Raw genomic sequence first — 17,197 nt, forward strand, 5'->3', positions numbered from 1 at the left:
GATTGCGGGCATGCCGAGCCTAAGCGAGGCACCGAGTGTTGGGGCGAAGACCTTTTGCTTACTTTTGGGTCTTTCCAAAAGTGAGCCGCTGTAAGAGCGGAACCATAAGCAGCCATCACCCAAATAACGGATATGTACTCCGCAGCCCCGCAGCCTCCCACAAACCTCACAACTGATAACTGAAACTCAAGGTATACCGCGGCCGCCGGTTAAAGCTGTCCAGGGCGATGTCCGACATCGGCTTGGCCGCTTCCAGGGCGATGTTGTAGTACTTGTTGTCGCCGAAGCGCAGGCCCACGGCCGCCGAGGACATGTCGTTGCCTTTGACCGGCAGTTCGTTGAACCAGGTCTTGGCGCGGTCAAGCACCACATACGGTTGCAGGATCTTCACCCAGTCGCCAGCGCGGTTGAAGCTGTAGTTGACCTCATACGCCACGCCCCAGCCCTTGTCGCCCGAAGCTTGATCATCGGGGTAGCCACGGCCGAAGTTCTGCCCGCCAAAGGTGGCGCGCTCGCTGTCGGGCAAGGTGGCGTCGCTCCAGTAGAACGCACCCGAAAGCACGCCTTGCCAGTTGTCGAAGAACTTGTCGCTCTGCACACCGGAAAGGCGCAGGCGGAAGAAGTCCAGATCAGGTTTAGCCGTGCCCAGGTCGCTGTGGGCTCTGGCACCCAGGCCGTTGATGCCTTGGTACAGGCCGGCGCTGAGGATGCGCAACTGGCGGGTGTCGGACTTGCGCCAGTCACCCTCGAACGCAAGGGCGCGCAGGTCGCTTTCGATGTCGAAACGGTTAGGGTAGCCCACGAGTTGATAGCGCGTGGTCTGGTCCACCGCATACAGGCGTGTGGCCAGGGTCAGCGACTCATTGGGTGAGGCAATCAGCGGGTGGCTGAGGCCAATGGTGTAGCGGTCGATCGACTGGTGCGGCTTGAGCTCGAAGCCGCCGTCCAGCTGGATATTGCTTTTGGGGTCGGCGCGATAACGCTCGGCGCCCAGTATCAACTGGCTGCCCTCGGCATTGATGAATTGGCTGTAGCCCACGCGGTAGTAATGTTCTTTGTCGTCTCCCGGCGGGAACAGGCCGCTGACGTAAAGCTGCTCGCCCATGGACGTCTGGGAATTGCTGGTGGCGGTGAGCAACGCTTGGGTGCCGTTACGGTTGTTATCGACCAGGCTCATGCTGGTGGTAAACGGTTTGCGCGAGGCTTCGATCTTCATGTGCGTGGCGCCATCGGTAGTGCCCGGCGGCGGCACTTGCGCCTGCAGGGTCACGCCGGGAATACGCCCCATCAGCGTGGTATAGCGCTCGAACGTTTTGCGCGTGAGCGGTCGCTCGGCCAGCAGTTTGTTAGCCAGCTTGTCGACGTAGGCCGAGACTGAGCCGATGTCGCCGCTTTGCTCGTAATCCTTGATGTAACCCTCCACTAATACCACGCGCACCAGGCCGTTTTCGAAGCTCTGTTGCGGCAGGAACGCGTAGGACAACAGGTAGCCGTCCTGCTGGTAGCGACGCGTGATCGTGCGGGTGGCTTCGATCAGTTGCGCGAGGTTGGTCTCACGGCCAATCAGGGGCGCATAGGCCTTGGCTGTTTCGTCCAGCGGGTAGATCGTACCGCCCTCGATCTGCAGCTTGCGGATGGTGACTTTGGTGTCCATCAGCAACGGCTGGTTCTGGGTGGCAGGCGCTTGCGGCAACTGGGTCTGGGGTGTGGTCGGCCGATAAGCGTCGGCGGGCAGGTTGGGCACCGGCAAGTTGCGGATGGTGTCGTTGCTGTTGAGGAAGCTGGGAAGGGTCTCGGCCTGAACGTAAGCACTGAGGGTGAGCAATAACAACGGCGTCAACACGCGCATAGGACACTCCATGGTCAAACTGCAGCAGCGTTTCGGGCCCGCCGGGTTCTGGGACGCGGTTCGGGAGGGCCAGGTTTTTTAGATAAGACCGGCCCATAAAAAAGACGAGAGACTTATAAGGGTCTCTCGTCTCAACCAAGCGTAGGCGCTGTAGGGGAGGCCGTCTAATCGGCCAGGTGCAATTTATTTTTTGCCGGTCAGGCCGTTCAGCAAACCGCCCAGACCCCCGCTTGTAACCGTGGTTGTAGTGCCACTGCCCGATGTGCTGGCGCCGGTGCCGCCGGTGAGGCCGCCGAGCAAGCCGCCGCTACTGCCACTGGTGCCACCGGTGACCAAACCACCTACCGAGCCTACGGTGTTGCCGACTGCGGTGACGGTGGTACCTACCGCGTTGGTGACTGGGTTGGCATTGGCTGCGGTCAGGTTAGTGCCGATACCGCTCACTGCACCGCCGACTTGAGTCACCAGGCCGTTGACTGGAGCGCCGAGGCCGGTAGTGGTGCCGACGTTTTGGGTCAGGCTGGTTACACCGGACGTTACTGGGTTAAGCGCCGCGCCCACGTTAGTGGCCAGGCCTGCCACCGGCGCAGTGGCGGCGGTGTTGGCGACGCCCGTGCCACCGAGAACGGTGCCGAGCGAGGCGACCGTGTTGCCCAATGCGCCACCGGTGACACCTGCTGCACTCACAGTGCCGTTGGTGTTGCCGGCGTTCAGGCCGCTACCCACGTTGGCCACCAGGCCACCGACCAGTTCAGGCAGGCCGGGCGCTGCTGCGCCACTGGCTGGAGCGACATAGCCGCCGGATTTATCGAGTGTGCCGCCTACGCCCGTCAGAGCGCTGCCGACGATGGTGGTAACAGGGTTGCCGGTGCCGCCAGCACTGGCGACTTGGGTGCCCAGGCCGGTGACGGTGCTGCCGACTTTATCCAGCAGCCCATTCACAGGGGTGCCCAGGCCGGTTGCCTTGCCGAGGTTGCCGGTAGTGTTTTCCACCAGCGACACCACAGGCACCAGTACTTTGCCGCCCACTGTGTTAGTTAACGAGCCCAATGGGCCAGTGGTGCTGGCAGTGCTGACGGTATCGCCGAGCATGGTGACGGCTTGACCGACTTTATCCACTACACCACCTACCGCTCCACCGACGCCACCGGTCAAACCGCCCACTACGGGTACGCCGCCGAGGGTGGTCGAGAGCGATTTCCCAGTGGTCGACAGGCCAGAGCCCAGATCGGCAACGCCATTACCTACACCTGCGACCGTGATGCCCAGGGAGTTGCTGTTAGTGCCCAGCGAACCAAGACCGTTGGTGACGCCAGTGCCGATGCTGGTGACTGCAGTGCCGGTCGCCGTAACCAGGCCGCCTGCTGTTGTGCCGACGATAGGCACATTGTTCAAGGTCGAACCGAGGTCACCGACCGCTGCGCCTACGTTACCGACAGTGCCGCCCAGGGTGCCGGCAATCTGGCCGGTAACCAGAGGTGTAGTGGTTGAACCTGTGCCGCCGCCGGTTCCGCCACCTGTGCCGCCGCCAGTGCCGCCACCTGTGCCGCCACCTGTGCCACCGCCGGTTCCGCCACCAGTGCCGCCACCGGTTCCACCACCTGTGCCGCCGCCAGTGCCGCCGCCGGTTCCGCCACCTGTGCCGCCGCCAGTGCCACCACCGGTACCGCCATCTGTACCGCCGCCAGTGCCACCACCGGTTCCGCCACCTGTACCACCGCCAGTACCACCGCCAGTACCACCACCAGCGCCGCTACCTGCACCTGCATCAGGAGAAGATGCCGCCACACTGCTGTGATGCCCGCCACCACCGCTGCTGCAGCCACCGAGGCTCATCGCCATGACCAGGGCCAGCGCGGTACTTGCTTTCCAAAGCACTACTTGAGTTTGAGTTTTCATGATTGAGTTTCCTTGCACCTGTACAACCTGGGTTGTTTTCAAACGCTCGCTATTTCTAGGGATAGCGATACGTTTGTCCGTGTTGTCATCACAGACCCGGGCACTCTTTCGCGCAACGCTCAACTTGGTATTAACGATTTATATACACCGGGCTGCAGTCGGCTTAATGACTAATACGAAGGGTGTAATCGAGGGATGTATCAAGATATTTATATTTTAAAAATCATGGGCTTGAATAAACAAACGGACGCAGAGGCGTCCGCTATAACTTAGGGTGTATATATACAATTAATGTGCTTTTTTCAGGCGATGGGTTGCCACTTGCCGAGCATATGTTGAATATCGCCGGCGCCGTTCAACTGTAACTCTCCGCTCGAGCCTGCGGCACTGCTGAGCAAAACAACTTCACTGGGCAGGCGTACCGGTTTTTTGAACTCGACGTCTATTTCTACATTGGCGGCAGGCAAGTGCTCGTGTAGCGCGGCCAATGTTCGGGCGGTATTCCACAGCCCATGAGCGATAGCCTGGGGAAAGCCGAACAGCTTGGCCGTCAGCGCGCTCAGGTGGATCGGGTTGTAGTCGCCGGATACCCGCGCGTATTGGCGGCCGATATCAGCGGGCGCCTTCCACCGCGCCAGTTCGCTGACATTGCCGAAGACGGACAAGGGCTCCACTTGCGCCTCGCCGTCCAGCTTCACGCCTCGACACAGCATGCGGCTGTTGGCTTCCCACAACAGTCCCAGCGCATCCTCGACCGTGGTCACAATGTCAAAGGTCGCACCTTTGGCGTGGGGCTGCAGATTGTGCGCGTATACACCGACCAGCAGGTTATTCACGCCGCCCAATGGCCGGTGGATACGAATGCGATTGCTCAGGTGAATCAACCCCAGCAGTGGAAAGGGGAATTTTTTGTCGGTGAGCAATTGCATCTGCAAACCGAACGCCAGGATATGCGGGTAAGTGCCCGGCAGCACCGGGCTGTCGGCAAACCCGCAGACCTTGCGATAAGCCGCGACGTCGGCCGGGTTCACGCGCACATGGCAGCGCAACCCTTCATCCGGCAAGGTGCTGCCGCTGACCTTGCGCTTGAGCGCCGCCCGCCAATACAGCGGCAACAGAAACGGGGTGCTGTCCAATGTCTGCCACTGCATAGTCACGCTCCCAGCAGGCTTTGCCCACATACGCGCAGCGTCTGGCCGCTGACGGCCCCGGAACCCGGCTGCCCGAGCCAGGCGACGGCTTCGGCCACGTCTTGCGGCAAACCACCCTGGCCCAAGGAACTCATGCGCCGCCCGGCTTCACGCAGGGCGAAGGGAATGTGCGCGGTCATCTGGGTTTCGATAAAACCCGGCGCGACCGCGTTGATGCTGATGCCACGCTCGCCCAGCAGCGGCGCCCACGCCTGTGCCAGGCCAATCAGCCCGGCCTTGCTCGCGGCGTAGTTGGTTTGCCCGCGATTACCGGCAATCCCGCTGATCGACGCCAGCAGCACCACGCGGCAGTTGTCGTGCAGGGTGCCGCTATCAAGCAGGGCTTTGGTCAGCACTTGGGGCGCGTTGAGGTTGACCGCCAATACGGCGTCCCAATATTCCGGCGTCATGTTGGCCAGGGTTTTATCGCGGGTGATGCCGGCGTTATGCACCACGATGTCGATGCCGTCCGGCAGGTGTTCGATCAACTGTGTGGCCGCGTCTTCGGCGCAGATATCCAGCACCACAGTGCGCGCACCCAAGCGAGCGGCGAGGGCTTCGAGGTCGGCCTTGGCCTGGGGCACATCCAGCACGATCACTTCGGCACCGTCGCGCGCCAGGGTTTCGGCAATGGAGGCGCCGATACCACGCGCAGCACCCGTGACCAGCGCCTTGCGCCCGGCCAGCGGGCGCGTCCAGTCTTCAACCGGGGTGGCGCAGGCTTGCAGGCGAATGACCTGGCCAGAGATATACGCACTTTTCGGTGACAGGAAGAAACGCAGCGCGCCTTCCAGCTGATCTTCAGCGCCGTCGCCCACATACAACAGTTGCAACACGCCGCCGCTGCGCAATTCCTTGGCCAGTGAACGGCTGAAACCCTCCAGGGCACGCTGTGCGCTGGCGGCAAACGGGTCGCTGAGGCTTTCCGGCGCGCGTCCCAGAATCACCAGATGTGCGCTGTGATCGAGATTTTTCAGCAAAGGCTGAAAGAATTCGCGCAGTTGCTTGAGCTGGTCGGTGTGCTGCAAGTCGCTGGCGTCAAACACCACGGCCTTAAGCTTGGGGCCGTGGCCTGGGATCCAGGTCGACGATTCGGCGCCGTAGGTGTAAATCGCGTCGGTCAGTTTGTGCGCAAATACCTGCACCTTGGCGGCCAGCGCGCCACCGCCCAGCAGCAGAGTACCTTCCACCGGGCGCAGGCGCCCAGCTTGCCAGCGTTCCAGGCGTACCGGTGACGGCAGGCCAATGGCGGCGACCAGGCGATGGCCGAGGCTTGAGTTGGCGAAGTCGATATAACGGTCAGACATGGAACGCTCTCCGAGTGCTGGGGTTCAAACGGTGGACCATCAATAGGTGAAAGTCGTTCGATTGAGCCTAGGCTAGGCTCAGAGATTAACCCCATAACCTTCAGGGAGCTTTCCATGACTCAATTGCGCCGTGTAGCGATCATTGGCGGTAACCGCATCCCCTTCGCCCGTTCCAATGGCCCATATGCCATGGCGAGTAACCAGGCGATGCTCACCGCTGCCCTCGAAGGCCTGATCGAGCGCTACAACCTGCACGGCCTGCGCATCGGCGAGGTGGCGGCCGGTGCGGTGCTCAAGCATTCGCGCGACTTCAACCTCACCCGCGAATGCGTGCTGGGCTCGCGCCTGTCGCCGCAAACCCCGGCCTATGACATTCAGCAGGCGTGCGGCACCGGGCTGGAAGCGGCGTTGCTGGTGGCCAACAAGATTGCCCTGGGGCAGATCGAATGCGGGATTGCCGGCGGCGTCGACACTACGTCCGATGCGCCGATTGGTGTGAATGAAGGCCTGCGCAAAATCTTGCTGCAAGCCAACCGCAGCAAGTCCATGGCGGATAAATTAAAAGTCCTGTTACAACTTCGTCCCCATCACCTTAAGCCGGAGCTGCCGCGCAATGGCGAGCCGCGCACGGGCCTGTCCATGGGCCAGCATTGCGAGCTGATGGCGCAGACCTGGCAGATCCCGCGTGCCGAGCAGGATCAACTGGCGTTGGAAAGCCATCAGAAAATGGCCGCGTCCTACGCCGAAGGCTGGCACAACGATTTGCTTACGCCGTTTCTCGGCCTGACCCGCGACAATAACCTGCGCCCCGACCTGACCCTGGAAAAACTCGCCAGCCTTAAACCGGCGTTCGAGCGCAGTGAAAAGGGCACGCTCACCGCCGGTAACTCCACGCCACTGACCGACGGCGCCTCCTTGGTGCTGCTGGGCAGTGAAGCCTGGGCCAAGGAACGTGGCTTGCCGATTCTGGCTTACTTGCGTGATGGCGAAGCGGCGGCTGTGGATTTCGTCAACGGCGCCGAAGGCCTGCTCATGGCGCCGGTGTACGCGGTGCCACGCTTGCTGGCGAGAAATGGCCTGACACTCCAGGATTTTGACTACTACGAGATTCACGAAGCCTTTGCTGCCCAAGTTTTGTGCACGCTCAAGGCCTGGGAAGACCCGGAGTATTGCAGGACGCGTCTGGGGCTCGACGCGCCGCTGGGCGCCATTGATCGCAGCCGGCTCAACGTCAAAGGCAGCTCATTGGCGGCCGGCCACCCGTTTGCCGCCACAGGCGGGCGCATCGTCGCCAACCTGGCCAAATTGCTCGACGCGGCGGGCAAGGGCAGAGGGCTGATTTCGATCTGCGCCGCTGGCGGCCAGGGCGTGACGGCGATTATCGAACGCTGATTGCCGCCGAAATTGGCATATTGAGTGCATTCTTCAGCGGTCAGAGGTCGGTAGCCCCTCCCACCGGCGCGCCGATTGCCGTATAACGAGTGCCATACGCGTATTTGGTAATAAAGGACCCACAATAAAAGCTGATGAAGACTCCTAAACGCATTGAACCCCTGATCGAAGACGGTCTGGTCGACGAAGTGCTGCGCCCTCTCATGAGCGGTAAAGAAGCAGCTGTTTATGTGGTGCGCTGCGGCAATGAATTGCGTTGCGCCAAGGTTTACAAGGAGGCGAATAAACGAAGTTTTCGTCAGGCATCCGAATACCAGGAAGGCCGTAAGGTTCGTAACAGCCGCCAGGCCCGGGCCATGGCCAAAGGCTCCAAGTTCGGCAAGAAAGAAACCGAAGACGCTTGGCAAAACGCTGAAGTGGCGGCGTTGTTCCGCCTCGCCGGCGCGGGCGTTCGCGTGCCTCAGCCGTTCGACTTCCTGGAAGGCGTGCTGCTGATGGAACTGGTGGCCGACGAGTACGGCGATGCAGCGCCGCGTCTTAACGACGTAACGCTGGAGCCGGACCAGGCGCGCGAATATCACGCCTTCCTGATTTCCCAGATCGTGCTGATGCTGTGTACCGGCCTGGTGCACGGTGACCTGTCCGAGTTCAACGTACTGCTCACGCCGACCGGCCCGGTGATCATCGACCTGCCCCAGGCAGTGGATGCGGCGGGCAACAACCACGCATTCAGCATGCTGGAGCGGGATGTGGGCAACATGGCTTCCTACTTCGGGCGTTTTGCCCCGGAGTTGAAGAAGACCAAGTACGCCAAGGAAATGTGGGCACTGTACGAAGCCGGCACCTTGCACCCGGCCAGCGTGTTGACCGGCGAGTTTGATGAGCCGGAAGAGCTGGCGGACGTGGGCGGTGTGATCCGCGAAATCGAAGCGGCGCGGCTGGATGAAGAGCGCAAGCAAGCGGTTCGGGCGGCGGATGATGCGCCACCGAGCAAGACTGCGGAAGAACCGCCGCCGCCTTGGATGCAGTGATCTCCCGGCAATTGGAGATCTAAAAAGTGTGGGAGCTGGCTTGTTGTGGGAGCTGGCTTGCCTGCGATGCAGACACCTCGGTATGTCAGTTAAATCGCGGTGATGCAATCGCAGGCAAGCCAGCTCCCACATAAGGCAGCCGCCACATAAGCCTGTTCCCATATTTGTTTTGTGCAGGTCTGATCAGGCGCAACAGCTGCCCGACGCCAACTCCTTGAGAATCGGGCAATCCGGCCGATGGTCACCCTGGCAGTGTTCCACCAGGTCCTGCAACGTGTCGCGCAATTGCCCCAGCTCCAGAATCTTCTGGTTCAGTTCCTCGATATGCTGGCGCGCCAGGGCTTTTACGTCGGCGCTGGCCCGCTGGCGGTCTTGCCACAGGGTCAGCAGCTTGCCGACTTCTTCCAACGAAAACCCCAGATCCCGCGAGCGTTTGATAAACGCCAACGTGTGCAAGTCATCGCTGCCATACACGCGGTAGCCGCTGTCGGTGCGGTGCGCGGCTTTGAGCAGGCCGATGGATTCGTAGTAGCGAATCATCTTGGCGCTCAGCCCGCTCTGGCGGGCAGCTTGGCCTATGTTCATGGGCGCTTGTCCTCCAATTGCTCCGGTTTCCAGGTTTTCAACAATAACGCATTGCTCACCACGCTGACGCTGGACAAGGCCATGGCCGCACCTGCGAGTACCGGGTTGAGCAGGCCAAAGGCAGCCAGCGGAATGCCGATCAAGTTATACACAAAGGCCCAGAACAGGTTCTGGCGGATTTTTGCGTAGGTCTTGCGGCTGATCTCCAGCGCGGCCGGCACCAGGCGCGGGTCGCCACGCATCAGCGTGATCCCGGCGGCGTGCATAGCCACATCGGTACCGCCGCCCATGGCGATGCCGATATCGGCGGCGGCCAGGGCCGGGGCGTCGTTGATGCCATCGCCGACCATGGCGACGACGCCGGTCTTTTTCAGCTCGGCCACCGTCGCGGCCTTGTCGGCTGGCAGCACTTCGGCGTGTACATCATCGATGCCCAGCGCCAGGGCGACCACGCGGGCACTGCCGCGATTATCGCCGGTGAGCAAGTGGCTGCTGATGTGCTGAGCCTTGAGTTGTTCCACGGCTTCCAATGCGCCGGGCTTGAGGGTGTCGCCAAACGCAAACAGCCCCAACACGCGTGGTTGTGCGCCTTGTTCAATCAACCACGACAAGGTGCGGCCTTCGGCTTCCCAGGCGTTGGCAGACTCGGCCAGCTCACCTGCGCTCAAGCCGTTCTCTTCGAGCATGCGGCGGTTGCCCAAGGCCAGTTCACGGCCATCCAAAGTGCCAGCAATGCCGCGTCCGGTCAGCGATTGGCTGGCGCTCACGTCCGCCACGATCAGCCCTTTTTCACCACACGCATCCAGCACGGCCTTGGCCAACGGGTGCTCGCTGCCGCGTTGCAAGGCGCCAGCCTGTTGCAGCAATAAATCTTCATTGCCATCCACCGCGGCCAGGTGCGCAATTTTTGGCGCGCCGGAGGTGAGTGTGCCGGTCTTGTCGAACACTACCGCGCTGACGGCATGGGCACGTTCCAGCGCTTCGGCGTCCTTGATCAGGATGCCATAGCGCGCCGCCACGCCGGTGCCGGCCATGATGGCGGTCGGTGTGGCCAGGCCCAGGGCGCATGGGCAAGCAATCACCAGTACCGCGACGGCATTGATGATCGCGGTTTCCAGTGAAGCGCCGTACAACCACCACCCCACCAGCGTAACCAAGGCCAGCACCAGCACGGCCGGCACAAAGACCTGGCTGACTTTATCCACCAGTTTCTGGATCGGTGCCTTGGCAGCCTGGGCGTCTTCCACCAGACGGATGATTCGCGCCAGCACACTTTCTGCACCCAGCGCCTGGGTGCGTACCAGCAAGCGGCCTTCGCCATTAATGGCGCCGCCGGTGATCTTGTCGCCCGGCTGTTTCGGCACCGGCAGGCTCTCGCCGCTGATCAAGGCCTCGTCGGCATGGCTTTGGCCGTCCACCACTTCGCCGTCCACCGGGAAGCGCTCGCCGGGTTTGACCAGCACCAGGTCGTCGAGCTTCAGCGCAGTGATGGCGACGTCTTCTTCACGGCCTTCAAACACGCGAATCGCGCGTTCCGGGCGCAGGGCTTCGAGGGCACGGATGGCGCTGGCGGTCTGGCGCTTGGCGCGGCTTTCGAGGTATTTACCCAGCAACACCAGGGCGATCACCACGGCTGAGGCTTCGAAATACAGGTGCGGCATAGTGCCCACGGGCGCCGTGAGCCATTCATAAATGCTCAGGCCATAACCGGTGCTAGTGCCGATGGCCACCAGCAGGTCCATATTGCCAGCACCGGCGCGCACGGCTTTCCAGGCGGCTATATAGAAGCGTGCGCCAAAGATGAATTGCACGGGAGTGGCCAGCGCGAATTGCACCCAGGCCGGGAGCATCCAATGCAGGCCGAACGGCTCCACCAGCATCGGCAGCACCAATGGCAGCGCCAACGCGATGGCCAACAACAACGACCAGCGCTCGTGGTGCAGACGCTGGGCCTGTTTAGCGTCGGTGACGGTCTCGCTTTGCGGCAGGGTGGCGGTGTAGCCGGCCTTGTCGACGGCGGCGATCAGCACGCCGGGGTCCATCTGACCGAGAACTTCGATGTGGGCACGTTCGTTGGCCAGGTTGACGCTGACGCTTTGCACCCCCGGCACCTTGCCCAGCGCGCGCTCGACACGCCCGGCACAGCTGGCGCAGGTCATGCCGCTGATGGGCAGGTCAAAGGTGGTGGATCCATTCATGGGGCAGTCCTCCAGAGAAGTTGCCCCTAGCATCAACCTTGACCTATTGGGAAGGTCAAGCGTGTTCAGTAATCCAGTGCGGCGTTCTTCAGGTACATGCCATCCGGGCCTTGCGCGATGCGTACTTTGCGCACGTCGCCGGCTTTAAGCGTGATGTTCTGCGCAGGCGGTGCGAGCATGCCCGGCAGGCAACCTGGCGATTGACCCGGCAGCAGCTTGAGGCGCAGCGACACATTGCCCGCCGGCAAGTTGAACGAGGTGGCCTGTTCCTGGAACAGGCGCCCGGCCAACTGGTCCTGGATATACAGGCCGATTTCGCAATTGGTCGGCACTTCCAGGCGCTCGCGGGAAATGATCAACACCGCATAGTCCTGGTCCGCGTACGCCATGGGCGCAGCGGCGGACAAGCTCAACAGGCCGATAAGGCTAAAAAACGACCAGCGCATGGCGAATGCTCCGTGGTTCAAATCCAAGATGCATGAAGCTTGGCCGAGGCAACGCTGGAATACCAGCCCGGTCGCAATTTTGAGCGCTTGACCTTGCCATCGTGGCAAGGTCGAGACTGGCGCCAACCTCATCAAAGGAGTCATGTCATGCAAGTATTCAGTGTTGAAGGAATGACCTGCGGCCATTGTGTTCGGGCGGTCACTCAAGCAGTACACAGCCAGGACCCGGCGGCGAGCGTCAACGTCAACCTGGCCGCCGAGGAAGTCGGGGTTGAAAGCCGGCTGTCCGACGAGCAAGTCATCGCGCTGATCACCGAAGAAGGCTACAGCGCCAAGCTCGCGTAAAATTTCCGATAGTTAGCGAGCTATCGTAATGTTCATCACACCCAAGCGCGGCTAGACTGTCGGGCTGCCGACTCACTTGGGTGTCTGATGAACCTCCGCATAATCCTGATTCTGGGCGCCTTGAGCGCCTTCGCGCCGTTGGCGATCGATTTTTACCTGCCGGGCTTTCCGGCGATGGCCACCGCTTTTGCCACCGACGAAAAACACATCCAGCTGACCCTCGCCGTGTATTTCGGCGGCCTGGCCATCGGCCAATTGATCTACGGGCCGCTGGCGGATCGCTTTGGCCGGCGCGTGCCGCTGCTCAGTGGCGTGACCCTGTTTACCCTGGCGTCCTTCGCCTGCGCCTACGCGCCGTCCCTGGACTGGTTGATCGGCGCGCGTTTTGTGCAAGCCCTTGGCGGCTGCGCGGGCATGGTGATTTCGCGGGCGGTGGTCAGCGACAAATGTGATGCCGTGGGCTCGGCCAAAGTCTATTCGCAGCTGATGCTGGTGACCGGCCTGGCGCCGATCCTCGCGCCGTTGGCGGGTGGGGTGATGGTCGGCCTGTGGGGCTGGCAGTCGATTTTCCTCGCGTTGTCGATTTTCAGCGTGATGGCGGCCATCGCCGTGGCGGTCGGGTTGCCGGAAACCTTGCCGGCCGATAAGCCGCGTCAACCGCTGTCCGGCTCGCTGAGCCGCTATGTCAGCCTGTTGTCGGACCGGGTTTATCTGGGCTACGCCCTCACCGGTGGTATCTCGATTGCCGGGATGTTTGCCTACATCGCCGGTTCCCCGTTCGTCTTTATCAAACTCTATGGCGTGCCCGCCGAGCATTACGGCTGGGTATTTGGCTCCAATGCCGCCGGCTTTATCCTGGTAGCGCAGCTTAATGCGCGGTTGCTGGCCAAGCGTGGCCCGGCGTTTCTGCTGTCGCGCACCGTGTGGGTCTACGTGGCGGCGGCGTTGACGCTGTTGGCCATTGCCGCGCTGCGTACCGAGGCGTTATGGCCGTTACTGGTGCCGCTGTTTATCTGCATCGCCAGCCTGGGCTGCATTTTGCCCAACACCTCGGCGTGTGCCATGGCCGGGCAGGGTGCACGGGCCGGCAGCGCCTCGGCATTGCTCGGTTGCATTCAGTTTGGTGTGGCGGCGGGTGCGGCGTCGTTGGTCGGCGTGTTGCACGACGGCACGGCGATGCCGATGGCGATGGTCATCAGTTTGTGCGGTGTATTGGCGGTGACGATTGCAGTGTCGACCCAGCGCCTGCAACGGGCGAGAGCCGCACAGGCGCAGGTCTGAGGTGCGGATCAGCCGGCGGCGGAACGTTGCTGGCTGAGGGGAATGCGGTGGGGCGCCTGGATGCGGGCTTGCAGGGTGTCGGCAAAGGCGCGGGCCTCGGCCTCACTGCGGAAGGTGAAGGCGTCGCCGTCGAGGCTGACCTGCCATTTGTTGCCTGGGGATTTTGCTAACGCTCTTATCAGGATCTTCATTGCTGACTTCCTCACGTAAAAGAATCGTGGCAAAGGCGGCCAATATAAACCCGAATGCGTTCACAAATATGACAAAGATCAACTCTCTGACTAGCGGTGTCGTCCATTACTCACATGAATAATGGACGACGCTGACAGACGTTTTTTAGAACCCTTCCAGTACGATCTTGCCCTTGGCCTGGCCGCTTTCCAGCAGTGCATGGGCGCGGCGCAGGTTGGCGGCATTGATCACGCCAAAGTGCTCGCCCACCGTGGTTTTCAAGGTGCCGGCGTCGATCAGTTCGGCCACGCGGTTAAGCAGGTTGTGCTGTTCGATCATGTCCGGCGTTTCGAACATCGAGCGCGTGTACATGAACTCCCAGTGCAACGACAGGCTCTTGCGCTTGAGTTTGCTCACATCCAGCACCTTGGGGTCGTCGATCAACGCCAGCTTGCCTTGCGGCTGCAGGGCTTCGACCAGTTGGTCCAGGTGAAGGTCGGTCTGGGTCAGGCTGGCGACGTGGGTCACTTGGGGCTGGCCGGCGTTTTTCAGGGCTTCGCTGAGCGGCTGGCTGTGATCGATCACCACATCGGCACCGAGCGCCTTGGCCCATTCCTGGGTTTCCGGGCGTGAGGCGGTGCCGATGACGTTCAGCGCGGTGAGCTGCTTGGCCAGTTGGGTCAGGATCGAACCCACACCACCGGCAGCGCCGACGATCAGCAGGCTCTGGCCTTCATCTTCTTTACCTTCACGCACTTGCAGGCGCTCGAACAGCAGCTCCCAGGCGGTGATGGCGGTCAGTGGCAGTGCGGCGGCTTCGGCAAAACCCAGGCTCTTGGGCATATGGCCGACGATGCGCTCATCCACGGTGTGCAGTTCGCTGTTGCCACCGGCGCGCACCAGGGAGCCGGCGTAGAACACCTTGTCACCGGCCTTGAACAGTGTCACGTCGCTGCCGACCGCCTTGACCACGCCAGCCACATCCCAGCCCAGCACCTTGGCGGCGCCGTTTTCCGGGGCGACGTTCTGGCGAACTTTGGTGTCCACCGGGTTGACCGAGATGGCTTTGACTTCCACCAGCAGGTCACGCGGGCCGGCGACCGGCTCCGGCAATTGGATGTCTTGCAGGGATTTTTCGTCGCTGATCGGCAGTGAGGCGTAGTAGGCAATGGCTTTCATATTGGCTCCGAGTAAAGAAGGTGGTCGAGAGTCAGGCTAAATGTGGCGAGGGAGCTTGCTCCCGCTGGGCTGCGAAGCAGCCCCAAAACCTGTCGGTAAGCGCTTCGCACTCCAGCGCAAGCAAGCGTACTCGCCACAAAAACTTGCTGATGGGGTGATCAGGCAAGAAATTGCAGGCGCTTGAGTTCGAAATGTTCGAGCACATCCGCAGCCTTGGCGCGGAAGCTTTGGATATGCGCGCTCTGGTCGTGGTCGGCCAGCGCCGCGTCGTCGCTCCAGCGTTCGAGCATGTAGAAGGTTTCCGGGTGTTGCAGATCCTGATGCAGGTCGTACTGCTCGCAACCGGCTTCCAGGCGAGTCGGTTCCAACAGGCCGCGCAGCAGGGTTTCCAGCGTGGCGTGCTGGCCGGGTTTGGCGATCAGCGTGGCGATGACGTTAAAGGCAGCGGACATATTCAACTCCAGACACGTGATGAACGGGATGGGCAGATGATTAGCTATTTCCAGCGCCGATAAAAGCGGCTAAAACAGCAGTCTGTTTCAATAGAATTTTGATAATGGGCGAGGGTACATGCTGCGTTTTGATGATTTGCAGTTGTTTGTGCGGGCGGCGGACCTGGGCAGTTTGTCGGCCGCTGCACGCATCATGGACCTCTCGCCAGCCGTGGCGAGCGCGGCGCTCAAGCGTATCGAACTGCAACTGGGCACGCGCTTGCTGGCGCGCTCCACGCGCAGTTTGCGCCTGACCGCCGAAGGCGAGGGCTTTTTGGAGTATGCCCGCGCCGCCTTGAGTTCGCTGGACGAAGGGCGGCGCTTGTTGGCCAGCGGCCAGGACCACGTCAGCGGTGTGCTGCAACTGTCGGCGCCGTCGGATTTCGGGCGCAACCAACTGTTGCCGTGGCTCGATGAGTTTCAGCTTGAATACCCGCAATTGAACATCCGCCTGCTGCTCGGCGACCGCATCGCCGACCTGTTTCGTCAGCCGGTGGATATCGCCCTGCGCTACGGCGAGCCTGAAGATTCCAGCCTGGTTGCGCTGCCCATCGCCCCGGACAACATTCGCGTGCTGTGCGCCGCGCCCAGCTACCTGGCACGGCATGGCGAGCCCCGGCATCTTGAGCAACTGGCGCAGCACAATTGCCTGTTGTACATGCTGGGCAGCCGCGTCCATGACCACTGGGGTTTTTACGACGGCAAGCGCGAGGTCGGCCTGACGGTCAGTGGTGACCGCTTCAGTGACGACGCCGATGTGGTGCGCCGCTGGGCGGTGGCGGGTGTGGGCATTGCCTACAAGTCCTGGCTGGACGTGAGCACCGACGTGCTGGCGGGGCGTTTGCGCTTGGTCTTGCCGGAGCTGCGCGGTGAGCGCACGCCGCTCAATCTGCTGTGCGCCCACCGCGCGCAGTTGAGTAAACCGATCAATCTGCTGCGGGAAATGCTCGTGTCCCGTTGTGCGGCGTTGACCGCGCAAATGCCGGGGCGATAGAGCGCTAGGCAATAACCTCCACCAAAGCCAGAAATTTCACTCAGAGCCTGTCCCCATTCGCGATGTCGGACGCCGCGGATTGGGCGGTTTGCGCCCCTATACTTTGGTTCCAACCGCAGCAGACAAATGATTTACAAGGAGTGAATACATGGAAGAAGCACCTTGCATCAGTCAGATCGCCAGCTTGCTCGCTGAGCCCAAGCGCACCGCCATGCTCTGGTCACTGATGGACGGTTCGGCGAAAACCGCAGACGAACTGGCTATGCTCGCCGGGCTGTCCGCCGCGTCGGCCAATGCGCATCTTGCGCGCCTTATCGGCAGCGGTTTGCTGCGCAGCGAGGCCAAGCGCGGCAAGCGCCTGTTTCGCATGGCCGCCGTGGATGTCTGTGCGGCCGTCGACGCATTGGCCTGTACCACCTTGGCCTGTGCCGCACGCAACGCTCCGCAGGTTTCCCCGCGAGTATCCCTGGCGCCGCCGCCGTTGCGGCGCGCGCGTTTGTGCCAGGGGCATCTGGGCGGTGAACTGGCAGCGGGGCTTTATCAGCGCATGCTGGAGGCCGGCTGGATCGACCGCTACGAACAGCGTACCGACGTGACCGTCACCGGCGCGCAGCATTTCGCGACCCTGGGCATCTTTATCCAGGCACTGTCTGCGCCGTTGGCCTGCGACTGTTTTGACTGGAGCCAGCAGCAGCCGCACCTGGGGGGTGCATTGGGGGCCGGGTTGTTGCAGTTGTTTTTGCAGTGCGGCTGGATCAACGCGGTCAACGAGTCGCGTGCCTTGCTGGTGACCGACCTGGGGCTTGCGGAAATCAACCGTCTGGCCACGGCGTAGGTGC

At 61.8% G+C, this 17,197-nt stretch carries 16 protein-coding genes; 6 read left to right on the forward strand and 10 right to left on the reverse strand.

Features of this window, described 5'->3' with window-relative positions:
- Positions 1-166: 166 nt before the first annotated feature.
- The 4 genes from HX790_RS27430 to HX790_RS27450 all read right to left on the reverse strand — a co-directional run bounded on the left by HX790_RS27430 (position 167) and on the right by HX790_RS27450 (position 6,245).
- Complete coding sequence (locus HX790_RS27430) at positions 167-1,849, reverse strand: ShlB/FhaC/HecB family hemolysin secretion/activation protein (RefSeq protein ID WP_017134701.1); 1,683 nt, start codon at positions 1,847-1,849, stop codon at positions 167-169.
- Between the two features lie 183 nt (positions 1,850-2,032).
- Positions 2,033-3,748 (reverse strand): collagen-like triple helix repeat-containing protein, encoded by a 1,716-nt coding sequence (locus HX790_RS27435; RefSeq protein WP_256351615.1) that lies wholly within the window; start codon positions 3,746-3,748, stop codon positions 2,033-2,035.
- Between the two features lie 302 nt (positions 3,749-4,050).
- Entirely contained in the window at positions 4,051-4,899 is an 849-nt protein-coding gene (locus tag HX790_RS27445; RefSeq protein WP_099550548.1) for a MaoC/PaaZ C-terminal domain-containing protein, read from the reverse strand.
- Between the two features lie 2 nt (positions 4,900-4,901).
- On the reverse strand, positions 4,902-6,245 hold the full coding sequence (locus HX790_RS27450; RefSeq protein ID WP_176992517.1) for a 3-oxoacyl-ACP reductase: 1,344 nt from the start codon (positions 6,243-6,245) through the stop codon (positions 4,902-4,904).
- Between the two features lie 114 nt (positions 6,246-6,359).
- Here HX790_RS27450 and HX790_RS27455 point away from each other — a divergent pair, with 114 nt between their 5' ends.
- Together HX790_RS27455 and HX790_RS27460 are read left to right on the forward strand one after the other, a co-directional pair.
- On the forward strand, positions 6,360-7,637 hold the full coding sequence (locus HX790_RS27455) for an acetyl-CoA C-acetyltransferase (RefSeq protein ID WP_176992518.1): 1,278 nt from the start codon (positions 6,360-6,362) through the stop codon (positions 7,635-7,637).
- Positions 7,638-7,771: 134 nt separating this feature from the next.
- Entirely contained in the window at positions 7,772-8,668 is an 897-nt protein-coding gene (locus HX790_RS27460) for a PA4780 family RIO1-like protein kinase (protein ID WP_017134705.1), read from the forward strand.
- 183 nt (positions 8,669-8,851) lie between these two features.
- Here the strand turns inward: HX790_RS27460 and cueR are convergent, their stop codons facing one another.
- The 3 genes from cueR to HX790_RS27475 form a co-directional block, all read right to left on the reverse strand.
- Positions 8,852-9,253 carry a Cu(I)-responsive transcriptional regulator gene (cueR, locus tag HX790_RS27465; RefSeq protein ID WP_017134706.1) on the reverse strand — a complete coding sequence of 134 codons (402 nt, stop codon included), beginning with the start codon at positions 9,251-9,253 and terminating at the stop codon, positions 8,852-8,854.
- Positions 9,250-11,451 carry a cation-translocating P-type ATPase gene (locus tag HX790_RS27470; protein WP_176992519.1) on the reverse strand — a complete coding sequence of 734 codons (2,202 nt, stop codon included), beginning with the start codon at positions 11,449-11,451 and terminating at the stop codon, positions 9,250-9,252. The genes cueR and HX790_RS27470 overlap by 4 nt, the downstream gene beginning before the upstream one ends.
- A gap of 65 nt (positions 11,452-11,516) precedes the next feature.
- Positions 11,517-11,897 carry a hypothetical protein gene (locus HX790_RS27475; RefSeq protein ID WP_069786911.1) on the reverse strand — a complete coding sequence of 127 codons (381 nt, stop codon included), beginning with the start codon at positions 11,895-11,897 and terminating at the stop codon, positions 11,517-11,519.
- A 147-nt stretch (positions 11,898-12,044) separates the two neighbouring features.
- Here HX790_RS27475 and HX790_RS27480 point away from each other — a divergent pair, with 147 nt between their 5' ends.
- Both HX790_RS27480 and HX790_RS27485 read left to right on the forward strand, forming a co-directional pair.
- Complete coding sequence (locus tag HX790_RS27480) at positions 12,045-12,242, forward strand: heavy-metal-associated domain-containing protein (RefSeq protein WP_169988711.1); 198 nt, start codon at positions 12,045-12,047, stop codon at positions 12,240-12,242.
- Between the two features lie 87 nt (positions 12,243-12,329).
- A complete protein-coding gene (locus tag HX790_RS27485; RefSeq protein ID WP_017134710.1) occupies positions 12,330-13,523 on the forward strand; it encodes a multidrug effflux MFS transporter in 1,194 nt (397 codons plus the stop codon).
- Positions 13,524-13,531: 8 nt separating this feature from the next.
- Here HX790_RS27485 and HX790_RS27490 read toward each other — a convergent pair whose 3' ends face one another.
- From HX790_RS27490 to HX790_RS27500, 3 genes are all read right to left on the reverse strand, one after another.
- The gene (locus tag HX790_RS27490) at positions 13,532-13,714 is read right to left on the reverse strand and encodes a hypothetical protein (RefSeq protein ID WP_017134711.1); all 183 of its coding nucleotides are present in this window, start codon (positions 13,712-13,714) and stop codon (positions 13,532-13,534) included.
- A 145-nt stretch (positions 13,715-13,859) separates the two neighbouring features.
- The gene (locus HX790_RS27495) at positions 13,860-14,873 is read right to left on the reverse strand and encodes a zinc-binding alcohol dehydrogenase family protein (protein WP_176992520.1); all 1,014 of its coding nucleotides are present in this window, start codon (positions 14,871-14,873) and stop codon (positions 13,860-13,862) included.
- A 158-nt stretch (positions 14,874-15,031) separates the two neighbouring features.
- A complete protein-coding gene (locus HX790_RS27500) occupies positions 15,032-15,325 on the reverse strand; it encodes a putative quinol monooxygenase (protein WP_176992521.1) in 294 nt (97 codons plus the stop codon).
- A 118-nt stretch (positions 15,326-15,443) separates the two neighbouring features.
- Between HX790_RS27500 and HX790_RS27505 the strand changes: the two genes are divergently transcribed.
- Both HX790_RS27505 and HX790_RS27510 read left to right on the forward strand, forming a co-directional pair.
- Complete coding sequence (locus tag HX790_RS27505) at positions 15,444-16,358, forward strand: LysR family transcriptional regulator (RefSeq protein ID WP_176992522.1); 915 nt, start codon at positions 15,444-15,446, stop codon at positions 16,356-16,358.
- A 148-nt stretch (positions 16,359-16,506) separates the two neighbouring features.
- Positions 16,507-17,193: a helix-turn-helix transcriptional regulator gene (locus tag HX790_RS27510; RefSeq protein WP_099550554.1), complete on the forward strand. Its 687-nt coding sequence runs from the start codon at positions 16,507-16,509 to the stop codon at positions 17,191-17,193.
- Positions 17,194-17,197 lie beyond the last annotated feature (4 nt).

The sequence above is a fragment of the Pseudomonas sp. IPO3747 genome, assembly GCF_013385245.1.
Classification (GTDB): Bacteria; Pseudomonadota; Gammaproteobacteria; order Pseudomonadales; family Pseudomonadaceae; genus Aquipseudomonas; species Aquipseudomonas edaphica.